This is a genomic window from Sulfuriflexus mobilis (assembly GCF_003967195.1).
In the GTDB taxonomy this organism is placed as follows: domain Bacteria; phylum Pseudomonadota; class Gammaproteobacteria; order AKS1; family AKS1; genus Sulfuriflexus; species Sulfuriflexus mobilis.
Map to the genome: position 1 here is coordinate 1,617,404 of NZ_AP018725.1, position 21,503 is coordinate 1,638,906.

21 protein-coding genes and 4 tRNA genes are annotated in these 21,503 nt (G+C 53.1%); 9 read left to right on the top strand and 16 right to left on the bottom strand.

Translation table 11 applies throughout. The features are described 5' to 3' along the window. Window positions 1-110: 110 nt before the first annotated feature. From EL386_RS07965 to EL386_RS07975, 3 genes are all read right to left on the bottom strand, one after another. The gene (locus tag EL386_RS07965; RefSeq protein WP_197722038.1) at window positions 111-1,478 is read right to left on the bottom strand and encodes a cytochrome-c peroxidase; all 1,368 of its coding nucleotides are present in this window, start codon (window positions 1,476-1,478) and stop codon (window positions 111-113) included. A 602-nt stretch (window positions 1,479-2,080) separates the two neighbouring features. Further along, the gene (locus EL386_RS07970) at window positions 2,081-2,425 is read right to left on the bottom strand and encodes a TusE/DsrC/DsvC family sulfur relay protein (RefSeq protein ID WP_126455090.1); all 345 of its coding nucleotides are present in this window, start codon (window positions 2,423-2,425) and stop codon (window positions 2,081-2,083) included. Window positions 2,426-2,756: 331 nt separating this feature from the next. Beyond that, window positions 2,757-3,401: a hypothetical protein gene (locus EL386_RS07975; protein ID WP_126455092.1), complete on the bottom strand. Its 645-nt coding sequence runs from the start codon at window positions 3,399-3,401 to the stop codon at window positions 2,757-2,759. A gap of 277 nt (window positions 3,402-3,678) precedes the next feature. Between EL386_RS07975 and EL386_RS07980 the strand changes: the two genes are divergently transcribed. From EL386_RS07980 to hypE, 6 genes are read left to right on the top strand one after another with little or no spacing between them, the layout of a single operon-like run. Continuing rightward, window positions 3,679-3,921 carry a HypC/HybG/HupF family hydrogenase formation chaperone gene (locus EL386_RS07980; RefSeq protein ID WP_126455094.1) on the top strand — a complete coding sequence of 81 codons (243 nt, stop codon included), beginning with the start codon at window positions 3,679-3,681 and terminating at the stop codon, window positions 3,919-3,921. Beyond that, window positions 3,914-4,258 carry a hydrogenase maturation nickel metallochaperone HypA gene (hypA, locus tag EL386_RS07985; RefSeq protein WP_126455096.1) on the top strand — a complete coding sequence of 115 codons (345 nt, stop codon included), beginning with the start codon at window positions 3,914-3,916 and terminating at the stop codon, window positions 4,256-4,258. Before EL386_RS07980 ends, hypA begins: the two co-directional genes overlap by 8 nt. A 15-nt stretch (window positions 4,259-4,273) precedes the next feature. After that, a complete protein-coding gene (gene hypB / locus EL386_RS07990) occupies window positions 4,274-5,134 on the top strand; it encodes a hydrogenase nickel incorporation protein HypB (RefSeq protein WP_126455098.1) in 861 nt (286 codons plus the stop codon). A 34-nt stretch (window positions 5,135-5,168) separates the two neighbouring features. Continuing rightward, window positions 5,169-6,293: a hydrogenase formation protein HypD gene (hypD, locus tag EL386_RS07995; protein ID WP_126455100.1), complete on the top strand. Its 1,125-nt coding sequence runs from the start codon at window positions 5,169-5,171 to the stop codon at window positions 6,291-6,293. Next, window positions 6,293-8,557, top strand: coding sequence for a carbamoyltransferase HypF (gene hypF, locus EL386_RS08000; protein ID WP_126455102.1), 2,265 nt, complete (start codon window positions 6,293-6,295; stop codon window positions 8,555-8,557). Before hypD ends, hypF begins: the two co-directional genes overlap by 1 nt. A 12-nt stretch (window positions 8,558-8,569) precedes the next feature. Beyond that, window positions 8,570-9,568, top strand: a complete 999-nt coding sequence (gene hypE / locus EL386_RS08005) for a hydrogenase expression/formation protein HypE (protein WP_126455104.1) — start codon at window positions 8,570-8,572, stop codon at window positions 9,566-9,568. 261 nt (window positions 9,569-9,829) lie between these two features. Here hypE and EL386_RS08010 read toward each other — a convergent pair. The 10 genes from EL386_RS08010 to EL386_RS08055 form a co-directional block, all read right to left on the bottom strand. Continuing rightward, window positions 9,830-9,916 (bottom strand) — tRNA-Leu (locus EL386_RS08010). Between the two features lie 60 nt (window positions 9,917-9,976). Next, window positions 9,977-10,050: transfer RNA gene (locus tag EL386_RS08015), tRNA-Cys, on the bottom strand. Window positions 10,051-10,125: 75 nt separating this feature from the next. After that, window positions 10,126-10,201 (bottom strand) — tRNA-Gly (locus EL386_RS08020). 57 nt (window positions 10,202-10,258) lie between these two features. Continuing rightward, entirely contained in the window at window positions 10,259-10,837 is a 579-nt protein-coding gene (gene pgsA / locus EL386_RS08025) for a CDP-diacylglycerol--glycerol-3-phosphate 3-phosphatidyltransferase (protein WP_126455106.1), read from the bottom strand. After that, entirely contained in the window at window positions 10,838-12,688 is a 1,851-nt protein-coding gene (uvrC, locus tag EL386_RS08030; protein WP_126455108.1) for an excinuclease ABC subunit UvrC, read from the bottom strand. 15 nt (window positions 12,689-12,703) lie between these two features. Next, entirely contained in the window at window positions 12,704-13,348 is a 645-nt protein-coding gene (locus EL386_RS08035; protein WP_126455110.1) for a uracil-DNA glycosylase, read from the bottom strand. A gap of 9 nt (window positions 13,349-13,357) precedes the next feature. After that, on the bottom strand, window positions 13,358-14,818 hold the full coding sequence (locus tag EL386_RS08040; protein ID WP_126455112.1) for a thioredoxin-like domain-containing protein: 1,461 nt from the start codon (window positions 14,816-14,818) through the stop codon (window positions 13,358-13,360). A gap of 130 nt (window positions 14,819-14,948) precedes the next feature. Beyond that, on the bottom strand, window positions 14,949-15,608 hold the full coding sequence (gene uvrY, locus EL386_RS08045; protein ID WP_476756002.1) for a UvrY/SirA/GacA family response regulator transcription factor: 660 nt from the start codon (window positions 15,606-15,608) through the stop codon (window positions 14,949-14,951). A gap of 167 nt (window positions 15,609-15,775) precedes the next feature. Continuing rightward, a complete protein-coding gene (locus EL386_RS08050; RefSeq protein ID WP_232020176.1) occupies window positions 15,776-16,066 on the bottom strand; it encodes an SET domain-containing protein in 291 nt (96 codons plus the stop codon). 615 nt (window positions 16,067-16,681) lie between these two features. Then, window positions 16,682-16,771, bottom strand: a tRNA-Ser gene (locus tag EL386_RS08055). A 174-nt stretch (window positions 16,772-16,945) separates the two neighbouring features. Between EL386_RS08055 and EL386_RS08060 the strand changes: the two genes are divergently transcribed. After that, window positions 16,946-17,617 (top strand): Bax inhibitor-1/YccA family protein, encoded by a 672-nt coding sequence (locus EL386_RS08060; RefSeq protein ID WP_172597666.1) that lies wholly within the window; start codon window positions 16,946-16,948, stop codon window positions 17,615-17,617. A gap of 240 nt (window positions 17,618-17,857) precedes the next feature. Here EL386_RS08060 and EL386_RS08065 read toward each other — a convergent pair whose 3' ends face one another. Next, on the bottom strand, window positions 17,858-18,475 hold the full coding sequence (locus EL386_RS08065; RefSeq protein ID WP_126455118.1) for a hypothetical protein: 618 nt from the start codon (window positions 18,473-18,475) through the stop codon (window positions 17,858-17,860). Window positions 18,476-18,635: 160 nt separating this feature from the next. Here EL386_RS08065 and EL386_RS08070 point away from each other — a divergent pair, with 160 nt between their 5' ends. Then, on the top strand, window positions 18,636-19,718 hold the full coding sequence (locus EL386_RS08070; RefSeq protein ID WP_126455120.1) for an Sfum_1244 family protein: 1,083 nt from the start codon (window positions 18,636-18,638) through the stop codon (window positions 19,716-19,718). Between the two features lie 28 nt (window positions 19,719-19,746). On the opposite strand, the gene EL386_RS08075 is transcribed toward EL386_RS08070, so the two are convergent. Next, window positions 19,747-20,310, bottom strand: a complete 564-nt coding sequence (locus tag EL386_RS08075) for a hypothetical protein (RefSeq protein ID WP_126455122.1) — start codon at window positions 20,308-20,310, stop codon at window positions 19,747-19,749. A gap of 170 nt (window positions 20,311-20,480) precedes the next feature. Here EL386_RS08075 and EL386_RS08080 point away from each other — a divergent pair, with 170 nt between their 5' ends. Further along, complete coding sequence (locus EL386_RS08080) at window positions 20,481-20,918, top strand: tetratricopeptide repeat protein (protein ID WP_126455124.1); 438 nt, start codon at window positions 20,481-20,483, stop codon at window positions 20,916-20,918. 28 nt (window positions 20,919-20,946) lie between these two features. On the opposite strand, the gene EL386_RS08085 is transcribed toward EL386_RS08080, so the two are convergent. Then, entirely contained in the window at window positions 20,947-21,213 is a 267-nt protein-coding gene (locus tag EL386_RS08085; RefSeq protein WP_126455126.1) for a hypothetical protein, read from the bottom strand. Between the last annotated feature and the right edge of the window lie 290 nt (window positions 21,214-21,503).

A 21,503-nucleotide genomic window follows, 5' to 3' on the forward strand; every position in this document is an offset into this window, starting at 1 on the left:
ACTAATAATCATCTGTCCTGGATATGATTTCTGGCTAGTGCTGTTAAGATTCAGCCCTATCCGGCTAGGTATTTCTACCTAGCCGGCTTTACTATTGTCCTAAAGGCTACTTACTCTGCCAGGGGAAGACCGCTCGGCAAGTACTTTGGTACATCAGCACGTAAATCGAGGCTGTCCGTATCTGTCAATGCATGCAGGAAGTCAATCAGATTTCTTTTTTCTTCATCGTCAAGCTCTACTGGCGCTAATTCATTAGCACTCGCGATGGCTGCTACCCTGCTTGGGTCATCTTGCACTATGCAATCCAATGCATCCAGATCTGGCCTGGATGGCATAACTGGCTCGTTGCGACAGTCATAATTCTGGATTGAGGTAACCGGGTCCAAATGGTGGTTCACAATTCCCTCAATTGTGTTAAAGGCTCCTCCATGTCCCCATGGCCCAGTCAAGACAACATTTCGCAGGCTGGGTGTACGGAAACGATAGCGATCTTGAGGATCACCCGTTACCTTTTCCCGGCCAATGTCCTCATGGCCATCAAATCCATCACCTCGTCCAGGACCAATTTGTGGCATGGCAATCGCGTGATACTGATTATCGGTCTGGAACTTTCCGCTATGACAAGTGGCACAATTTGCCTTGCCATAGAACAAGCGCATACCCTTAATCGCATCACGGCTCATTGCCTTCTTGTTACCACGCAGGTACTTATCGAATGGACTGTTGTCAGCACGCCAGGCTACACCCTGGAAGGCCGCCATTGCATTTGATGCATGAACAAAGTTAATCTCATCTGCCTCTACACCAAAAGCCTCTTTAAACATTTCTACATATTCTGGAATATTACGCAGACGATCAGATAGCAACTCCCAAACCCCACCCGGCCCATTCAGGTTACGAACAAGTGCGGCATCAGCGACAGCGTTTTCGCCCGCATGTCCCGACATAGTGGTATTCACTGTCACTGGGAACATTGCCTGAACCGCCAGGACATTTTCCAGGTTAGGTGGTAAATCATCACCAACCTCAGTTCTAAAGCCACTTGCCTGACTAGGGTCCACCTCTACACGTCCTGCATGAAACATGGCCGTAAAGGACTTCGCCCCGAGATTAAAAATGGGTTGTGCATTACGTGGAATACGTCTGTCAGTGGCTTCTGCACCTGTTCCGGTGTCACGCGTAACACCCAGGCCACGCGCGCCTTCTCCCGTTCCTAATGACAGACCATCACCCGTAGCGGTTAAAGCATGATGGCAGGTTGCACAGGATATACTATTGTTACCACTAAGGATTTTGTCATAAAACAAAAACTTGCCTAGTTTTACTTTTGCCGCGCTGGGTTTACCATCTTCGTAATAATCACTGTCTACTACTGGTGATGGCAGATAAGACTTGTCGGCATAGGCTATTGTAGAAGTTAATATTAAAGCAATAGTAGATAGTGTCACTGGCCATGCATTCATTTTCTTGTTATTCATGGTACTCCTCCTAAGTATTTCACAGTAATTATTCCGTTAATCACAGATTCGATGTTGCTCCTTAAATATCTTCAATTAAGAAGTATAGAAACCCTTTTCCCTCAACTGCCGAGCACATAATTTTAATCGATGAGCAACTCCACCTCTTAGCAAGGTGCTATTGACGCAACGAAAGGCGTAAGCAATGGTAATAAGGTGGGTCTCTAACGAGACCTGCGTATAGCGGGGCTTTAGTATGGTTAACTCCTTTAACCGCTGGTTTAATTCCTTTTCAGGCTGCGATCTTGAACGTGATTGGAAAGCGTGTCAAGCCTATGGAGAGCATTCTAATAAATTTCTTTCTCTCGGATGTTGCTGAATTTGAACCAGTCGACATTATTAGCGCATTGCACACTTATAAAAATTAATTTTATCTATGAGAGGAATGCATTTTTCACCATTGACTGCATATTGCAACCGATTAAAAATTTATTACATATAAATGAAATGCCATAGCCTGCACATTAATTAATGCGGGTATAACCGTGAACTTGCTTGCCAGCACTATTAACAAGATAGGCATGCTTGAGTAGCTAAAAGGTACTGCCCTGGTAAATTTCCGGTCAAGTATCCGGGGGCGGCATCGGCAGGCCGGCTAACTTACAAAGTTCATGGATGGGGTCGGTGGGAAACAAGTCATAGATATGTTTCTCATAGGCCTTCTGATCATGAAAACGGCTTCCCTTCGATTTTCCCAGCGTGCGAACCATACTATGCATAGTCGGGTTCCTCTGGTTCTCATCATGATAATCTCTGAAGTACCCAATTAATTCCCAGTGATCGACAAACAGCTCGATACCATCACGCCGGGCGATCTCTTCGGCAAACTCTTTGCTCCAATCTGACATATTACACAGGAAGCCCTGTTCATCAGTATCTATCATCTTTTCGTCAACTTGAATTTTCATGCGCGATACCTCAGCGAGTAAATGAATAACTCATTCTGCACACATTGAGAACCAGTAGCGGAAAAAGATCAAGAGAACCTATCATTAGCGGGTTTTTCATCATCATTGTAAATAACAAAAAACATGCCATCTCAGAATATGGCGCGAGTTTAGTAAGTTCTTAATTCTTGCAGATATTCTAGGTTAGGTGATGTATAGAAAGCATCTGTGTGAATAGAGCTTGCTACCCAGACTCAGAAAGCCCCTGATGAAGCATGAGAGATATCAGGGAAAGTGCCAAAGCCAATTCCGAGGTAAGGCTCGAAGAGCTCTAAGTGACGTCCCCTTTTGTTCAGATAACTATGACCATATTCTTGGTTACCACCAATACGGTAAAGTTCACCAGTACATAAAGACTGGCTAATATAATCAACACGCCCAGTACTTTTGGATTACGCGTCAGCATAGAATCTGCTCCATTGTGTTCTATGTCCAGAAACTTATATACCTTGCGTGTCGATATCCAGCGATTGCATTGGGCTTCAAAGGATTTTAACAGGCCGGGGCGCAGCAGGATAATGATACCAATAGCCATCACAAACACATTCCCCAGCAACAGAAATAGGCTTATCGCCTCCAGCAACCAATCCGCGATATGTTTGTTAAAGTAGCGACTGAAGTCATGCACCAGCCTGGCCTGGTCATAATCAAACAGGAAGTAATACAGGCTATAACCGGCACCTGCCAGCAGTAGTATCCCCCATATTTTATGATGCCTATAAAACGCACGCTCCTGAAAGCGGGGAACCTCGAGCGGCTTCATCGAACGGCGTGGTGAATACCAGATGTTCATCGACTGAATAAAACGCAAGGCACTAGTCGGTTGCATTAGCAGCCATAGGCCAATAATGAAGGTAAACACGACACCAAAGGCAATGAACAGGGTCGCTGCCTCCAGAGAGATTTCCTTTAAAAAAGCAATTGAACTGGGGTCCATATCACTACTCCTGATCAGCAAGCCGAGTACAGAGAGAATAAATGCCCTTTTCCCCAAAGTCCATGCTTATCGAACAGGCCTGCGCCCTGCTTTTCGCTCAGCTAAATGGGGACGTTTGACAGGCTCGCTGGCACCTAAGATTGAGTGAAAATTCCCATAAATAACACGAAACCCCCACTGGGCTTGCAAACCAGTAGTATTGACCGTTTAATACGAGATAGTTTTCCCTTGGTGTACTTATTTATACGTGAACTATTTGAACAGGTGAGTGGCCAACATGTGCCTTGGAATACCGATGCAAATTGTTGAGATCGATGGCTTCACAGCACACTGTGAGGCCAAGGGTGTGGCGCGTGACGTCAATCTTTTTCTGCTCCAGGATACATCGCTGTCGGCGGGTGATTTTGTGATGGTGCACATTGGCTATGCCATCCAGAAAATCACTGTCGATCATGCCCGCTCAGCGTGGGAACTCTACGATGAGATGCTGGCTACGCTAACGGGGTCACCTCATGCATGAGCTTTCCGTCTGCCAGAGCCTGCTCGATCAGGTGAACACTATTGCCGCAGAGCATCATGCCACCTCGATCGAAAAGATCTTCCTACAAGTCGGACCATTATCCGGTGTTGAACCAGAACTGCTGCAATCGGCCTTCCCCATTGCACGTGCCGACAGCATTGCCGCCGGAGCAGAACTGGTCATACAGCAGATGCCGATACAGGTGCGCTGCAAAACCTGCCATGCGGAAACAGCTGCCAAAGCTAATCGTTTGCTGTGTGGTGAGTGCGGCGATTGGCAAACTGAATTGCTTAGCGGTGATGAACTGCTGCTCGAGCGCGTCGAAATGCTAACGTAGAAATAGGAGCTGGCTATGTGTGATACCTGTGGCTGTAACGTAACCCCTGGCAATAAACATCTGGTGGAGGCAAACGGCAAGCTGGCCTGGGTGGGTAAAGGCAAAACCGCCGTAGATGTCCTGCAAGGCCTGTTATCCGAAAACGATCATCAGGCCATGCATAATCGACAACACTTCGACAAACACCAGGTATTGGCTATTAATCTTATGTCATCCCCGGGAGCCGGCAAAACTGCCCTGTTAGAAGCGACCATCGAGGCACTACAAGACCGGTACAGGATTGCTGTCATAGAAGGTGACCTGGAAACAGAAAATGATGCCAAACGCATTCGTGCCAAAGGTGTCACTGCGATCCAGATTACCACCGGCACTGCCTGTCATCTCGATGCCCACATGGTACATGATGCCCTGCACAACCTTGATCTATCCAAACTGGATATCGTCTTCATTGAAAATGTCGGTAATCTGGTATGCCCCGCCAGTTTCGATCTGGGACACCACCGTAATGTGACCCTGCTGTCGGTGCCGGAGGGTGATGACAAGCCCGCCAAATACCCGGTCATGTTTCGCGCCGCAGACCTCATGTTGCTAACCAAGACCGACCTGTTAGCAGTCCTGGACGATTTCAAACCCGAAAAGGCCGAACAGTACCTGCGCAACCTTGCCAGTGAGGCACCTGTCATGCAGGTATCATCCAGGAGCGGTGAAGGCATGCAGGACTGGCTTGACTGGCTGGACCAGGAACTGGCGACACACCGGGCACGGATTCAGAACGGTGAGATTGTCCGTCCGGCCATACAGTCTGACGGAATACGTTTGCATGCCACAGCAAACTCACCGACTCAGCATCACGGCCCTACTCACCGCCATGAGTGACATATCTGCGTATAGGCATTCCCGATAAATTAATATGTCACTGACGGCTCAACAATGGCTGCAACAAATCCACACCCTGGACCTGCCTGAGCGGGTACGCATCATGAACGTCTGCGGTGGGCATGAGCGCTCGATTACCATGGCCGGACTGCGCACGGCATTACCCAGCAACATCGAACTTATTCCCGGCCCCGGCTGCCCGGTTTGTGTCTGCCCGGAAGAAGATGTCTATGACGCCATTCAGCTGGCACTCAACGAAAACATCATCCTGGTCGCGTTTGGTGACATGTTGCGAGTACCGGTAAATGCACCCAAGGGAGATATTCGCTCCCTGGAACAAGCCAGGGCCGCCGGCGCAGATATCCGCCCCATTGCATCGCCCGTGGAGGCGGTTAAGATCGCCACAGAACATACGGAGCGCACGGTCGTATTCTTTGCCGCGGGTTTTGAAACCACCACGGCACCGGTCGCCGGCATGCTCGCCGCAGGGGTACCTGACAATATGCAGCTGTTGCTGTCTGCCCGGCTGACCTGGCCGGCGGTGGCCATGCTACTGGATTCTGAGCAGGCCGGTTTTGATGCGCTGGTTGCACCGGGCCATGTCGCCACCATCATGGGTCCCGAAGAATGGCAGTTTGTGGTCGACAAACACAAGCTCCCCACCGCCGTGGCCGGCTTTAGCCCGGAAAGCCTGCTGGCGGCAATCTATTCCACCCTGCGCCAGCACATTGAAGGACGACCGTTCCTCGACAACTGTTATCCTGAGGTGGTAAAGCCGGGCGGTAACACCTCAGCCAGAAAAATTCTCGATGAGGTCATGGAAGTGACCGATGCAAACTGGCGCGGCGTCGGTGTGATCCCCGATTCCGGTTTTCAGTTGAAGGGTGAGTACGCCGCATTCGATGCACGCAGGCATTTCATGCTGTGCCAGGATGCCCATCGTAAACGCGCCGGTGAGATGCCGCCCGGCTGTGAGTGTGCACGTGTGGTGCTGGGCAAGATCTATCCCAATGCGTGCCGTTTGTATGGCAGTGCCTGTACACCGCGCAACCCCATCGGCCCCTGCATGGTCTCTGACGAAGGGGCCTGCCGTATCTGGTGGAGTGGCGGCCTGCGCGAGCCTGCCGGGCATGAATCGGTAAACAAGGTGCATAGTTAATGCTAATGGAAGGGACGTCGCTACCTTCTCAGACAATCCAGGCCCGTCATTTCACCCTCACCGGCCACGTACAAGGGGTAGGTTTCCGCCCGTTTGTATATCGACTGGCACACGAACATAACATCAATGGCTGGGTCGAAAACCAATTGGGCCAGGTGGTCATTCATGCCGAAGGCAGAATAGAAAACCTGCAGGCCTTCAAACGGGGCTTAATCGAGCAGGCCCCGCTTCATGCCAGCCCGCTGTTTTCGGAAACACGGGATACCGAATGCAAACATTACGATACCTTTAGCATCCGCCGCAGCAATACCAACGCAGCGCCGAAGATTCGCATCGTTGCTGATCTGCCCACCTGTGATAGCTGTCTGCAAGAACTGGCCGACGCAGGAAACCGTCGTTTCCACTACCCGTTTATTAACTGCACTGGCTGCGGCCCGCGCTATACGCTGATTCGCCACCTCCCCTATGACCGCGCCAATACCACGATGGCAGAGTTTGCACTCTGCCCGAATTGCCGGCGTGAATATGAAAATCCGCTGGATCGCCGCTTTCATGCCGAGCCCATCGCCTGCCCTACATGTGGGCCGCAACTCAGCTACAAGGATGAACACGCTGCGATCAATGACACCGGGCAGGCACTGGCAGCATGCGTTCGGGCCCTGCGTTTCGGCAACATCGTTGCGGTCAAAGGCATTGGTGGTTATCACCTCATGTGTGATGCGCGCAGCGATGAGGCACTACAGAATTTGCGGCGGCGTAAATCGCGGCCGGACAAGCCGCTTGCGGTAATGATGCTCGATACACAACTAGATGAGCACGTCGAGGTACCGGCAATACACCGGCAACTCCTGTTCGGTGCTGTGCATCCGATCACCCTGTTAACCAAAAAGCCATCCAGCACCTTGTCGCAATTCATCGCCCCCGGCCTGCATGAAATCGGCATCATGCTTCCCTATAGCCCGCTGCACCACCTGCTGGTACAGATGTTCGGTGGCCCTCTGGTCGCCACCTCGGCCAACATCAGTGGCGAACCGGTGCTGACAATCAATGAGGAAGTAGATCGACGACTCAAACATGTGACCGATGCCTGCCTGCACCATAACCGGGCCATCCAGCGCCCGGCGGACGATCCTGTCTACCGCGTGGTCCAGAACAAACCCCGCCCTCTGCGTCTCGGTCGGGGTAACGCGCCACTGGAACTGACATTGCCATTTCAGCTCGAGTCGCCACTGCTTGCCGTCGGCGGGCATATGAAAAATACGGTTGCCCTGGCCTGGGATGATCGAATCGTCATCTCGCCGCACATCGGCGACCTGGATTCACTGCGTAGTCAGCAGGTATTCGCACAGGCGATTGATGACCTTCAGGAACTTTATCGGGTGAAGGCACAACATCTCATCTGTGATGCTCACCCCGGTTACAGCAGCAGTCGTTGGGCACAAAACAGTGGCCGACCGGTACACACCGTTTACCATCACCATGCTCACGCCGCCTGCCTGGCCGGTGAATTCCCTGACGAAGATCACTGGCTGGTATTCACCTGGGATGGTGTGGGCCTGGGCGCCGATCGAAGCCTGTGGGGCGGCGAGGCCCTGCTCGGCAAGCCTGGCCACTGGCAACACGTCGCCAGCATGCGGCCCTTCTATCTGCCCGGTGGCGAACGCGCCAGCCGCGAACCGTGGCGCAGTGCCGCCGCCCTGTGCTGGGAATCGTCATTTGACTGGCAAACGCCGGTACCGGAGACAGAACTTATCTACCAGGCATGGCAAAGCAAGTTGAACTGTCCACAGACGTCCTCGGTGGGTCGATTGTTCGACGCCGCTGCCGCCCTCAGCGGCTTAGCCTGTCACGCAAGTTTTGAAGGCCAGGGCCCCATGCTTCTCGAAGCTGCGGCAACACAAGGACAGCCCAGCGCAATCGATCTGCCCCTGCAACAGGATACTAGGGGCATCTGGCGCACAGACTGGTCTCCGCTGCTGCCTCTGCTTGCGGATAGCGAACTGAGCATCGCCGATCGCGCCCGCTGTTTTCATGAATCCCTGGCCAATGCCCTGCTGCAACAGGCCATGCAGTTGCGCAAGACATCAGGTAAATTTGCTGTCGGTTTAAGTGGCGGGGTATTCCAGAACCGTCTGTTGACGGAACGCGTCATCAGCCTGCTCGAGACCAATAATTTTCGTTGTTATCTGCCGGAACAGCTGCCCGTCAATGATGCCGGGCTGTGCTATGGTCAGGTCATGGAATATCACTCAACAACAGAATAACTCTTCAAGCTTATGTCTCATATCACTCTCGCGCACGGTAACGGCGGACATTTTATGCGCCAGCTCATTGAAGAGGTATTTGCCGCACAACTCAGCAACCCGGTGCTGGACGCCAATGCCGATGCCGCTACCTTGCCGGCCATGACAGGTGAGTTGATGATGAGTGTCGACGGTTTTACCGTAAAGCCGCTCGAATTCCCCGGTGGCAATATCGGTTCGCTTGCCATTCACGGCACGGTTAATGATCTCGCCGTCAGTGGTGCGATACCTCGCTACCTGAGCCTGTCGGCCATTATAGAGGAAGGCCTGGAACTGGCCACCCTGGAACGCATCATCCACGCCATGGCCGAGGCTGCGCGCGCGGCCGGTGTACAGATCGCCTGTGGTGACACCAAGGTCGTACCGCGTGGAGAAGGCAGTGGTGTGTTCCTCACTACTACAGGTGTCGGTGTGCGCGACAAGAATTTGCAGCTCGGACTGAACAATATCAAAAACACTGACCGAATCCTGGTCAGTGGCCCCGTCGGTGATCACGGTACGGCCATCATGCTGGCCCGCGAACAATTCGGTCTGAGTGGCGATGTACACTCCGATGCCGATAGCGTCCTGCCCTTGTGTCAGGCACTGCATAACCTGACCGGTCTGCGTTTCATGCGCGACCCGACCCGCGGCGGCCTGGCCACTGTCCTGCATGAGATCCATGACGTCACCGGCCTCGGCATCCGGGTACGACAGACACACATCCCGATACAGGACCCGGTCAACGCTGTTTGCGAGATATTGGGATATGACCCCTTATACCTGGCCTGTGAAGGCCGGGTCGTGGCCGTTGTCGCCGAGGAACAGGCAGAGGAGGCCCTGTCCCGCTGGCATGCACTCGAAACTGGCCGGCAAGCACACATCATCGGACACATGACAGCAGATCTATCCCGCGTGGTATTGGAAACAGAACTGGGGGGTGAACGTATCCTTGAAGAACTGGAAGACGACCCCCTGCCGCGTATTTGCTGAATAAATCATAAATCAGGTATTAAGCATAAGCGGTCAATGAACTAAGCTATAAGCCATCCTCCGTGCCTGCACACCTAACAAAGGACAGCATTCTTTCCCGGCTCAATGCTCGTCTAAGCTTCCCTAAAAATACTACCCTTATAATATGATGTACCGGAGTGGCCTCCTTTCACATCGCCCACCGTTGGAAAGCGCATTGTTAGTTGAGTCGTCATGATTTCGCGGCGGCACAAAGTTATGCTGTTGCCGAAAGAAGAGTGTTGGTGCCCGGGGCCGGAATCGAACCGGCACGGTGTTGCCACCGAGGGATTTTAAGTCCCTTGCGTCTACCAATTTCGCCACCCGGGCAGAGACAGCGCGCATTGTAACGCGTCTGGGACAATTGCTGTAGATCTATGAAGTGAAAATTGGAGGCGGAACCCGGAGTCGAACCGAGATACACGGATTTGCAATCCGCTGCATAGCCATTCTGCCATTCCGCCGCATGGGATACGTTATTGCATATTCTATTACAAAAACGGGGAAGTGATACTGGACCACTTCCCCGATCTGTAATTTGGAGCGGGAAACGAGATTCGAACTCGCGACCCCGACCTTGGCAAGGTCGTGCTCTACCAGCTGAGCTATTCCCGCTTTGAGAGGACCCGTATTGTAAAGATGGTGGGCTAGGAGTCAAGCACCCAGAGGCGATTATTCGTTATTTTCTTTGGTGTTATCACCATTGAGTAGCGGCCAGGCGGCACGCAAATAGATAATCATCGACCACAGCGTCAGTGCGGCGGCTACATACAAGAGTACCAGCCCCACCTCGTATACCGGCAGTTCACTCAGGGGCTCTCTGTATAACAGTAAAAACAGGGCCAGCATCTGCGCCGTGGTCTTGATTTTGCCGATATAGCTGACCGCGACCTGGGCACGTTCGCCGATTTGGGCCATCCATTCGCGCAGGGCCGAGATGGCGATCTCACGGCCAATGATAATTGCCGCCGGGATCGCCAGCCAGGGCCCCGGATCGGCGGCGACGAGCAGGATCAGGGCCACAGCGACCATGAGCTTGTCAGCGACCGGGTCAAGGAAGGCCCCGAAACGGGAGGTCTGGTTGAGTTTTCGGGCCAGATAACCATCCAGCCAGTCGGTAAAGCCGGCGAAGGCAAAAATGGCGGCCGTGGCCATATTCGCCCAGGAAAATGGCAGGTAAAAGACCAGCACAAAGACCGGGATCGCCGCGATGCGGGTCAGGGTCAGGATATTCGGTATATTCAGGTTCATTTAATGACTATCGCCGTGTAATACATCGTAAATACGTTCCGCCAGGGCCAGACTGATACCCTCAACACGTGCCAGGTCTTCCTTGCCGGCCCGATTCACGCCCTGCAGGCCGCCAAATTGCTTTAACAGACGCTGACGCCGTTTGGGCCCCAGTCCCTTAATATCCTCAAGCACGGAACGCTGCCGTGCCTTGGCGCGGCGCTGGCGATGACCGGTGATGGCAAAACGGTGTGCCTCGTCGCGGATCTGCTGGATCAGGTGCAAGGCCTTGGAATCTGCGGGCAGTATAAAGGGCGTCTTATGTCCTAACAAGAACAGGTCTTCCTCCCCCGGTTTGCGCTCCGGCCCCTTGGCGATGCCCACCACCGTGATCCCGCCTATTTGCAGTTCCTGCAACACCTCTCCGGCCTGTCTGAGCTGGCCCTTGCCACCATCAATAAAGAGGACGTCGGGCATGGCCCCCTCGCCCTCCTTGACCTTGCTATATCGGCGCAGCAGTGCCTGGCGCATGGCGGCATAGTCATCCCCGGGGGTGATACCCTCGATGTTATAACGACGGTAATTCGACTTGTTAGGCCCCTCACTGTCAAAGACGACACAGGAGGCCACGGTAGCCTCGCCCATGGTGTGGCTGATATCAAAACACTCCATACGCTGCGGCACGGCCTCCAGGCCCAGGGCATCCTGCAAGGCCTCAAAACGCGCCGTGAGACTGCTTTTCGAACTCAACTGCTGTTGCAGGGCATGGTGAGCATTGTCAGTCGCCATTTCCAGCCAGCGTGCACGTTCACCACGCACCCGGGCGTGGATGCTGACCTTATGACCGGCCTGTTCCGTCAGTACCCCCTGCAGCCAGTCACTGTCATCAATGGCATGGTTGACAAGGATCTGACTCGGGATCGGGCGACGTGCCCCGCCCCCCTGTCCCTCGCCGAGGTAATACTGGGTAATAAAGGCCGCCAGGATCTCGGCATCTTCACTACCGGCGATGTGTTTCGGGAAATAGGCCCGATTACCCAGGTGATGCCCGCCGCGCACGGTAAAGACCTGCACACAACTGCTGCCACTGGCGCTGCTGCAGGCGATGATATCCAGGTCGCCCCCCTCACTGCTGACATACTGTTTTTCCGACAAGCTGCGCAGGCGCGCAATCTGATCACGATAGGTGGCCGCGCGCTCATAGTCGAGATGGCCGGCCGCGGTCTCCATACGCTGGACCAGGCTGTCTATGACCGCATCATCACGCCCCTCGAGGAAGAGGATGGTGTTGCGCACGTCTTCGGCATAATCGGCCTTGTCGATAAAACCTACGCAGGGCGCCGAACAGCGCTTGATCTGGTATTGCAGACAAGGACGCGAACGGTTGCGGTAAAAACTGTCTTCGCACTGACGAATCGGAAACAGCTTTTGTAACAGACTCAGGGTTTCGCGCACGGCCCCCGCGCTCGGGTAAGGACCAAAATATCTCCCCTTGCCTCGCCGACCACCGCGGTGAAACCCCAGTCGCGGAAAATCCTGCTCCGTGGACAAGCAGATGTAGGGATAACTTTTATCATCGCGCAAGAGGATGTTGTAGCGTGGGCGGAATTCCTTGATCAGGTTGTTTTCCAGGATCAGGGCCTCACTCTCGGTATGTGTAACGGTCACCGTGATAGTCCGCATCTGCTGCATCAGCGCCTGGGTCTTTGGCGCCAAACCACTGTTACGGAAATAACTACTGACACGTTTTTTCAGATTACGCGCCTTGCCGACATACAAAATTGTATCGTCCTCGGCGTGCATGCGATACACACCCGGCCGCTCGGTCAGGCTGGCAAGGAAGCTCTTTTTGTCAAAGGGCTGCTCGGTCACGGTAAGCCGTTAGCATCAGGCATCGATATGTTTACGCGCCTTTTTAAACACCTCATGAAACATTTTCTCTGTGAGACGTTTGGTCGAGGTGTTGTACTTGCTGCAATGATAGGAACTGAGCAGCCAGCGGCCGTCAGGTAGTTGCGCACAGGCATTGTGTGCAAAGGGATAGTCCTTGATCTTTACACCACTGGCACGCAACACTGCCTTGTGCGCAATCAGGCCCAGCACGAGGATGACCCGGGTCTTTGGTAAAGCGTCGAGTTCTTCCTTTAACAAGTCATTGCAGGTATTGATCTCGTCGGTAGTCGGCTTGTTTTGTGGGGGCAGGCACTTTACGGCGTTAGTGATGCGACAATTTTTCAGCTTCAACCCATCATCACGGGATATCGATTCAGGCTTATTGCTAAAACCAAACTTGTAGAGTGTTGCATAGAGCAGGATACCGGCAAAGTCACCGGTAAACGGACGGCCACTGGCATTCGCACCATGCATACCCGGTGCCAGACCAACAATCAGCAGGGCTGGCTTTTTAATACCGAAGGGCTCAACGGGGCGGGCATGGTAGTCAGGGTATTCCTTTCTGACATCGGCAAGAAAATTGCTGAGGCGTGGGCAACGGGCACAATTCAGGTCAAAAGCATTATTCGAGGATTTCATGCCGCCATTTTAATCGTTTTCGACGGAAAAAATCTCAACTTGTTGCATATCACCGCTATTGATATCGATTTTCACGATATTGTGCGCATTGGTATTGGCAATCCAGAGCGTATCACCGTGCAGACTCAGGCCGCCAGGTTCCGCCAGCGGGTGCGCGAGCTTCAGGCTTGAGACCGTATTGTTACTGACCTTGATATGACGAATGTGGTGATTAAAGCTGTCGGCCACCCACAGGGCCTTACGCTTCGGGTCAAATGCCACCCCCATCGGGTGTTGCATGAGGGCCTCGCTGCCCTTGCCGTCCTTTTCGCCAAAATCAAACAGCCCCTTGCCGACCACGGTGTTCACGTAGTTATCACGCAGACGGATTGTGCGGATCGCCGAAGACTCCGCATCGGCAATAAACAACATGCTTTCCAGGTCTTCGCCAATCGCCAATCCCGACGGCTGGGCAAAGGTGGCCGTCTCGACATTGCCATTCTCGATACTTTCCGCACCGCTACCGGCATACAGCTGGAGGGTGCTTTTGGCCAGGTCAAGTAACCAGATCTGATGTGCACCGGCCATGGCAATATACAGGGCACCATTGTGATACGTGAGATCCCAGGGACTATTCAGGGGCACCTTGAGTGGGTCAACAAACACCTCAAAGCTCTTGACTCGGCCTATCTTTCCCGAACCGGCAATGGTAGTGACCTCGTGGGTAACCAGATCGATTTTGCGAATCAGGTGATTGCCGGTATCGGCGATGTACAAATTATTATTAATGCAGGCCAGGCCTTGTGGATTATCAAAGGCCGCATCGACTTCCATGCCATCGAGTTGACCCGGCGCACCGGAGCCGTAAATACGCACAATGCGGCCGTTGGGCATGCACTCGAGCACACGGTTGTGCCCACTGTCGCTAATGAACAGACGTTCACTGGTGGCCAGCACCTTGCCGGGAAATTTCAGTTCCAGTTGTGGCTCTGGCCAGAGTTTAACGTCGGTTGCTGAACGGCGCAGTGTGCCCTTCTCTTCAGCCTCCTTGATACTCTTGGCGATCATCTGATCGAGTTGCTTGCGACGCCCCTCACCGCGCAGCGCACCAACAATATAACCTTCAGGGTCAATATAGATAACCGTAGGCCAGGCCTTGATGCCGTATTGTTGCCAGACGGAAAAACTCGCATCATGCGCCACCGGGTGGCGAATATAATGGCGGTTCACGGCCTTTTGCACGTTCTCGCCGATACGTTCATTGGGAAACTTCGGGGTATGCACACCAATGACGGTCAGGGTATCCGGGTAACGGCGCTCCAACCAGGCCAGGTCAGGGAGGATGTGCATGCAATTCACGCAGCAGTACGTCCAGAAGTCGAGCAACACGACCTTGCCGCGTAAATCGGCGAGTTTGATCGGTTGACCGTCGGTATTAAACCACTGTAGCGTATCCGGCAACTCCGGTGCGCGAACCCTTGGTGCATTCATGCGTTTGAACGGGCGCCGCCGTTAGTCTGGCGCCCCACTCCCTGTGTTGTTTCCTTGCAGTATCCTACACCCCCACGCGGCAGGAGTCGAAATGGGTGCCTGGAAGAAAGCCTGTAAGCGCTGACCTTAATCAGGCATCCACGGCGGCGCTACTGTCATCAATCATGCCATGCCGCATGGCCAGGTGTGTCAGTTCAACATCGCTTTTCACGCCGAGCTTATCGAATAAACGATAACGATAAGTACTGACCGTCTTTGGACTCAGGCACAGCTTTTCGGCGATCTCCTGGATCTTTTGTCCCTGTGTCACCATCAACATGACCTGCAGTTCACGCTGCGACAAGCTCTCAAAGGGAGATTTATCATTACCGGGCAACATGCTCATGGCCAGTTGCTGGGCCACATCCGAACCAATAAAACGTTTACCCTTGTGAACGGTCCTGATGGCCTCGACAATCTCATCGACCGCACAGCCCTTGGTTAAATAACCTGCGGCACCGGCTTTAAGCAAGCGTGTGGGAAAGGGCTCATCGACGTGAATGGTGACGACAATAATCTTCATATCGTCATGAATTTGCAGCAACTTGCGAGTGGCCTCGAGGCCACCGATCCCCGGCATATTCACATCCATGAGGATCACATCAGGCTTTTGCTGGCGAACCAGTCCAATGGCCTGCTCACCGTTTTCTGCCTCAGCGATAATGCTGATATCTTCGAAGTCTTCCAGTAAGCGCCGAATCCCGGTCCGGACGAGCTCATGGTCATCCACCAATAACACCTTGATTATCACGCCTCATTCTCCCTATGTGACCTTTGTGGCCATCCTTATTTTCGACAAAGGATATATGATGTTGGCGTAAAAATGTAGGGAAAAGTACGATTATTCGTACAACAAATAGGGCTATAAAACTACAGCCAGGGCTAGCCGTAATAGACCAGGGGTTAGAACGGTACGAATCAGCCCCAATCGTCTCCATAGTCGTGCACGATCTCCTCATCCGGCGCGATGTCACGGAGGGCGACGACGGTGAGGTCGTCATAATAAATCGCATTAGGGGCCTTACTGTGATTAATGTAACGGAGTTCGCAGCTGACCTCAAAGCCTCGCCGTGCTGATATCCAGAGGACATGCGGGCCATCCACCGTGGTCGGCCGCCCTTCCAGGGTTCCGAGAATCTCCCCTTCTTTAATGGCTCTGGCGGCAAACAAGCCATGGCCATGAACAGGACTTTCTGCGACGTAGTACATCAATACTCCCTCTGGGTACATAGTTTCCGGGTTACTAAATAAATAATGCCCCCTTGGGAGCCGTTTTTAGGTCTATTGAGTTGTGCTTAATGGGTGCTGGCGGGAAGCTTTCTGGCGATACGCGGAGCGTATTTCTCATCACCCTCTCGAATCCAGCCTGCCCACCGGGTGGATCACAGGCAATATGACCGAAATTCCGTGCCACTGTTATAAATATGGCGGAGAGGGGTGAGACCAGCGTTTGCAAAGCATCGCTTTGCGTGCCGCCGAACGCCTGTTGAGCTATGCTCAATGGGCTGGCGGGAAGCCTTTTAGCCTACGCGAGGCGTAGTCCCTAACCACCCTCTCGAATTCAGCCTGCCCACCGGATGGATCACAGGCAAAATGACCGAAATTCCGTGCCACTGTATAAATATGGCGGAGAGGGGTGAGGCCAGCGTTTGCAAAGCATCGCTTTGCGCGCCGCCGAACGCCTGTTGAGCTGTGCTCAAACGGGCTGGCGGGAAGCCTTTTAGCCTACGCGAAGCGTAGTCTCTAACCACCCTCTCGAATTCAGCCTGCCTACCGGGTGGATCACAGGCAAAATGACCGAAATTCCGTGCCACTGTATAAATATGGCGGAGAGGGTGGGATTCGAACCCACGGTACCGGTAAAGGTACGCTGGTTTTCAAGACCAGAGCTTTCGACCACTCAGCCACCTCTCCAGCGGGCCATATTCTACACTACTCGGGTGCGTTGAATCACCCTTGAAAGGCAGTTTTTTACACCCCATTTAACTTAACAGTGGCTTGTAATTTCTGCCCTTGCCGGTATGCTGGGGATAATTTCCCGACCATTGTGGTCGAAATTTATACACAATAAGCAATTGAGGAAACATCATGCACATGAATGAACGTACTTTGACTCGCTCACCAGAGGCCATTCTGGCAACGAACAAGGTCATTCGTAACACCTACACCCTGCTTTCCATGACCTTGCTGTTCAGCGCACTCATGGCCGGTGTGGCCATGCAGTTCAACCTGCCGCACCCGGGCATGCTGATTACCCTCGTTGGCTACTTCGGCCTGCTGTTTCTGACCAACTACACGCGCAACAGCGCCTGGGGCCTCGTCTCGGTATTCGCCCTGACCGGCTTCATGGGCCTGACCCTGGGACCGATTATCAGCGCCTACCTGCATACCTTCTCCAATGGCAACCAGCTGGTGATGATGTCACTCGGTGGCACCGGCGCCATTTTCCTCGGCCTGTCCGGTTACGCCCTGACTACCCGTAAGGACTTCAGCTTCATCGGCGGCTTTTTGATGATCGGCGTGCTGGTGGCCTTCCTTGCCGGTATCGCCAGCGTGTTCCTCAACCTGCCCGGCCTGTCACTGGCTGTATCGGCCATGTTCATCCTGCTCATGGGCGGCATGATCCTGTACCAGACCAGCGAGCTCATTCATGGTGGCGAAACCAATTACATCATGGCAACCGTGACCTTGTATGTCAGCATCTACAACCTGTTCCTCAGTCTGTTACACCTGCTGAGTGCCTTTGCCGGCGAACGTTAATCGCCCGGCTACAAGTAACGTAAGCAAAAAAAGCCCCGCATTGCGGGGCTTTTTTTGTTTAGGATCCAATGACCGATTGTAAGTAATCAATCATCAAGCCGTTCCCGTCCTGTCTCATCGAACCCCTTCGGGTTTACACCATAGAACCCTTTTCAAGGATTCTTTATGGATACCCTACCTATCTTCAATAGGTCAGGTCACCATGGCCTTCACGGCATAAGTACATACCTGTACAAATCATCATTCCGCATCGGGCTGTTTTACCGTTCGCTTACGTAATCCCATCACGTCCGTGATCAGGCGCTGTAGTTTTTTCAGGGCATTCGGCACCTCGACATCCATGACGTGTTCCACCACCCAACGATTATCGGTGCCAGCCATGATGTCAGAGACATGCTTGCCGAGCAGACGACGGAAATCAAAACCCGGTTCATCATTCACGAATACGCACTCGGCATATTCACCAAAACGGCTATTCAGCGTATCGATAAAGGCCTGTCCGTACTCACCCTCACCGATCAGGTCATTCATATTGCTGTTGATCATGTCGGCCAGCTGCTTTGCCATCACGGTGATAAACTCGCGACGCTCTTCTTCACTGAGCTTGCCATACACCATGCGGTCAGCGACCTGGATCATAAAGGCAATGATCTCAGTGAGGATGTCGATCACCGCCTTGTCTGAACCGAGGAGGAACTCTTCCTTTTCCATGTTGGTGTAGATTTCCTTGGCCAGCTTCCAGATATTGAACGCAATCACACCGGCGAGATCAGTCATGGTCTTTTCGCGCTTCGAGCCCTCCATATTGCGCTGGCTGCGCTTGGAACGGTGCCACTTGGTTTTTAGACGTACGGCCACAAGCTTTTTCCTGTAAATCGGGCTCAGGGACGAAATACTACCGGGATCACGGCCATTCGGCAAAGCCTGCGGGGCTATTTCCACCTGAATTATAGGCCTAATTTTAAGGGTGAGCTCTCCCGCCTGGGCTGCTAGACTGTAGAGAGGAGGAATTCCAGCAATGTTCGATGTCGATACCCTGCGCCAGCGTATTCAGCACAATTGCCATATTTCCGATGCCCGCTATGCCGGCAATTATTCCATATGCACCTTCCTGCTGAAGATGCGTGAATACTACCGCTGGGAGCAGGCGATCCCGCTGTCCCAGCAGATCGCCAAGGATGAGGTGGGCCCGTGGCTCACCGCCCGGGAACGGGCATGGGACGATCTTGACGAACAGGAATACGCGGCCTTGCATTGCTGTGAACGGCAGGATATTGAGCCCTTTGATGAAAACACCCTCAACCAGGGCCTGCTTGAACAGGGCTACATCTATAGCAGTGGCCAGGGGCTGTTCGGTAAACCGCATTTCTTTCTCGGCAAACTGGCGGAGTATCGTCGTATCGATGATATTGATGTCTATATTGCCGCCAACGAGGTGGCACGTGACATGGTCGCGCCTCCCGCCATGTTGCGTGAACAGAAAATCTTTATTCGCCAGGAGTCACTAAGACGCTTTATCTGGGAAAAAATCGAGGAAAACCGTTGGCGCAAACTTGAGGCCTCACCCATTATCGCCTCGGCGCGTTGTTATGATGTCGACATTACCGAGCAGGCCATTCGCCCTGAACAGCTTGAGGCCTTGCTCGATGCCATGACCGCAAACGAAACTGAAGTAGTCTTGCAACATGAACTCGGTGAAGCGGCGGCGGAACGACTGCTCGGGCAGAAATGGAAGGACGGTCTGAATCGTATCGCTGGCGGCCGTGCCGAACACCTGTTGCGCGCGGTACGTGATCACCAGGCCGACAGCCTGACAACGCTGCCCTGGTTACTTGAGAATGAAAATACCCCTGGCCTGCATTTTTACTTCGGTAACTTCACTGGCCTGAGAAAGCTCTTATTTCCGGAATTACTGGCGGCCTACGAGCAGTGGCAGAAAACCGGGCAACTGGCCCCTCTGCAAACCATCACACAACAGGCCGCGGCACGCTGGCAAGATGAAACACAGGAATTATTAGGCTTGCTCGCTGCGAACGACGTACAACAAGCCGCACAACAGATAGTGGAACGCTACCGCGAACAACTCGGACCAGCGGCCTAGCGACAGTATCGACTATAAATCGCCTGACTTAATCGTCGAGAGATATCCGTCGGCCCATCAACTCACGCAGGCGTTTGTTCATCGCCTCGTCGTGTAATTGTGTTGCCTCTTCCTCGGTCTTTACCGCCGGCGCCTCTTCCCATGTGCCTGTAAACGGGTTGCGCACCGAGTAACGGTAGACACGCCCAACTTTATAAACATTGCTGATCTCACTCTCGGCCGTGCTACGTGCCTCGGCTTCGCTCATCAGTGGTTTTGCCTGGTGCTGAGCGGCCGGGACAAAGCTCGTTTCCAGCATGTCGCCCGTGGTGTCGATATAGACGGCGCCAATTCCCGGCATACGGTCGAGCAGATAAGCCCCGCACAACAGGGCCAGGGTACGGTTGCCTTCGCTCATGGCATCGAGAATCCGGTCGGCGACGATCTTGGCGCGCTCCACCCGTGTCGGGCTCTCGACGAACTCACGACTCATCTGCCAGCCCTGCTCCATATCCGCATCGAGCTTGCTGAAAAAACTCTCTCCCTCATCGAGCATATCCTGTGGCACATCGAGTTCATAGGCGATATCGTTAATATAGGCAGTGAGAATCATGAAGTACTCCGGTTAAAATGCCGCCGAATTATAACAAAGCCGCAGACGAATGCATGGACTGTAAAACACGCATAACTCGCAAGGAAATGACGAAAATCCGGCTAGCCGAGGCCACCCACCTCTGGCACAATAGCCGACCCTCTTACTATGAATTCTGCTTGGAGTAGCCGATGTCTGATACCAGCAATCTCGATATGGACCTGGCCAGTGGTATGGCGGCCTTTGAGGCCAAAGAGTTTACCCGTGCCAAACAGTTTCTCTATCGTTATGCAGAGGACGGCAACGTCGAGGCCCAACACCGTATGGCCATCATGTACCAGAATGGCCTCGGTCTGGTAAAAGACGACAAGCAAGCCCTGTTCTGGATGAAAAAAGCCGCTGACCAGGGCTATGCCATGGCCCAGCACGGTCTGGGCTTCATGTACATGCACGGCGAGTGCGTCGACAAGGACGAGGCCGAGGCCGTCAAGTGGTTCACCAAGGCTGCCGAGCAGGGCCTGGCCGGATCAGCCATGACGCTGGGTCTGATGTATGAACAGGGGCTTGGCGTCGAGAAAGACACCGGCAAGGCGCAGGAGTGGTATAAAAAGTCTGAGACAATGAGTTAAACCAGATTGATGATTGCGGATCGTTAAATCATCCCCCACTTTCTTGGCCCGCCACATCCCCTGCTATGGCTTTGTCACCTGAATTTTGTTCGCTGTCGGCCAAACCGGTCTTTATAGCGATGTCCATAAACTTACCGATACGCTCATTTGCCTGCCGGACATTTTCGTCATGGCTTTTTAGCAATTTTTTGAAATTATCTGTTTCCACATCGACAAAGATCATGCTGCGCTCAGCCACCAATGTCTGTAGTGCTTTCATTGCCATAACAATCAGCACAACCGCTAGAATCGCCATAGGCGATCATGATCTTGTAACGAAATGAAACGTTGTTAAGCATATTCATAAGTTTTTACCCCACACAAACCACAAGCGGTTGCCGACCCTCCTCATGGCAGGCTTACACCCTTACTGTTTTGCGCCTTGACTGCCGCAATTAATACCGGGTTATTGCCCCATCCCTGCAGTATGGCTACCAGGTCATGAACGGCCTTAGAGATATCTTCAGCAGCGCTTACAATGCCACTGAGAAACAACAGGGAACCTGTAAACAATAAGGTCAATACGGTTTTCTAACGAATTCCTGC

Bases quoted from the DNA above. Each gene is read 5' to 3' on its own strand.
- hypF (WP_126455102.1), top strand. From the start codon at position 6,293: ATGCTAATGGAAGGGACGTCGCTACCTTCTCAGACAATCCAGGCCCGT.
- hypD (WP_126455100.1), top strand. From the start codon at position 5,169: ATGTCACTGACGGCTCAACAATGGCTGCAACAAATCCACACCCTGGAC.
- EL386_RS07965 (WP_197722038.1), bottom strand. From the start codon at position 1,478: ATGAATAACAAGAAAATGAATGCATGGCCAGTGACACTATCTACTATT.
- EL386_RS07975 (WP_126455092.1), bottom strand. From the start codon at position 3,401: ATGGACCCCAGTTCAATTGCTTTTTTAAAGGAAATCTCTCTGGAGGCA.
- hypE (WP_126455104.1), top strand. From the start codon at position 8,570: ATGTCTCATATCACTCTCGCGCACGGTAACGGCGGACATTTTATGCGC.
- EL386_RS08060 (WP_172597666.1), top strand. From the start codon at position 16,946: ATGCACATGAATGAACGTACTTTGACTCGCTCACCAGAGGCCATTCTG.
- EL386_RS08035 (WP_126455110.1), bottom strand. From the start codon at position 13,348: ATGAAATCCTCGAATAATGCTTTTGACCTGAATTGTGCCCGTTGCCCA.
- EL386_RS07970 (WP_126455090.1), bottom strand. From the start codon at position 2,425: ATGAAAATTCAAGTTGACGAAAAGATGATAGATACTGATGAACAGGGC.
- EL386_RS08040 (WP_126455112.1), bottom strand. From the start codon at position 14,818: ATGAATGCACCAAGGGTTCGCGCACCGGAGTTGCCGGATACGCTACAG.
- hypA (WP_126455096.1), top strand. From the start codon at position 3,914: ATGCATGAGCTTTCCGTCTGCCAGAGCCTGCTCGATCAGGTGAACACT.
- EL386_RS08080 (WP_126455124.1), top strand. From the start codon at position 20,481: ATGTCTGATACCAGCAATCTCGATATGGACCTGGCCAGTGGTATGGCG.
- EL386_RS07980 (WP_126455094.1), top strand. From the start codon at position 3,679: ATGTGCCTTGGAATACCGATGCAAATTGTTGAGATCGATGGCTTCACA.
- pgsA (WP_126455106.1), bottom strand. From the start codon at position 10,837: ATGAACCTGAATATACCGAATATCCTGACCCTGACCCGCATCGCGGCG.
- EL386_RS08085 (WP_126455126.1), bottom strand. From the start codon at position 21,213: ATGGCGATTCTAGCGGTTGTGCTGATTGTTATGGCAATGAAAGCACTA.
- EL386_RS08075 (WP_126455122.1), bottom strand. From the start codon at position 20,310: ATGATTCTCACTGCCTATATTAACGATATCGCCTATGAACTCGATGTG.
- hypB (WP_126455098.1), top strand. From the start codon at position 4,274: ATGTGTGATACCTGTGGCTGTAACGTAACCCCTGGCAATAAACATCTG.
- EL386_RS08070 (WP_126455120.1), top strand. From the start codon at position 18,636: ATGTTCGATGTCGATACCCTGCGCCAGCGTATTCAGCACAATTGCCAT.
- EL386_RS08050 (WP_232020176.1), bottom strand. From the start codon at position 16,066: ATGTACTACGTCGCAGAAAGTCCTGTTCATGGCCATGGCTTGTTTGCC.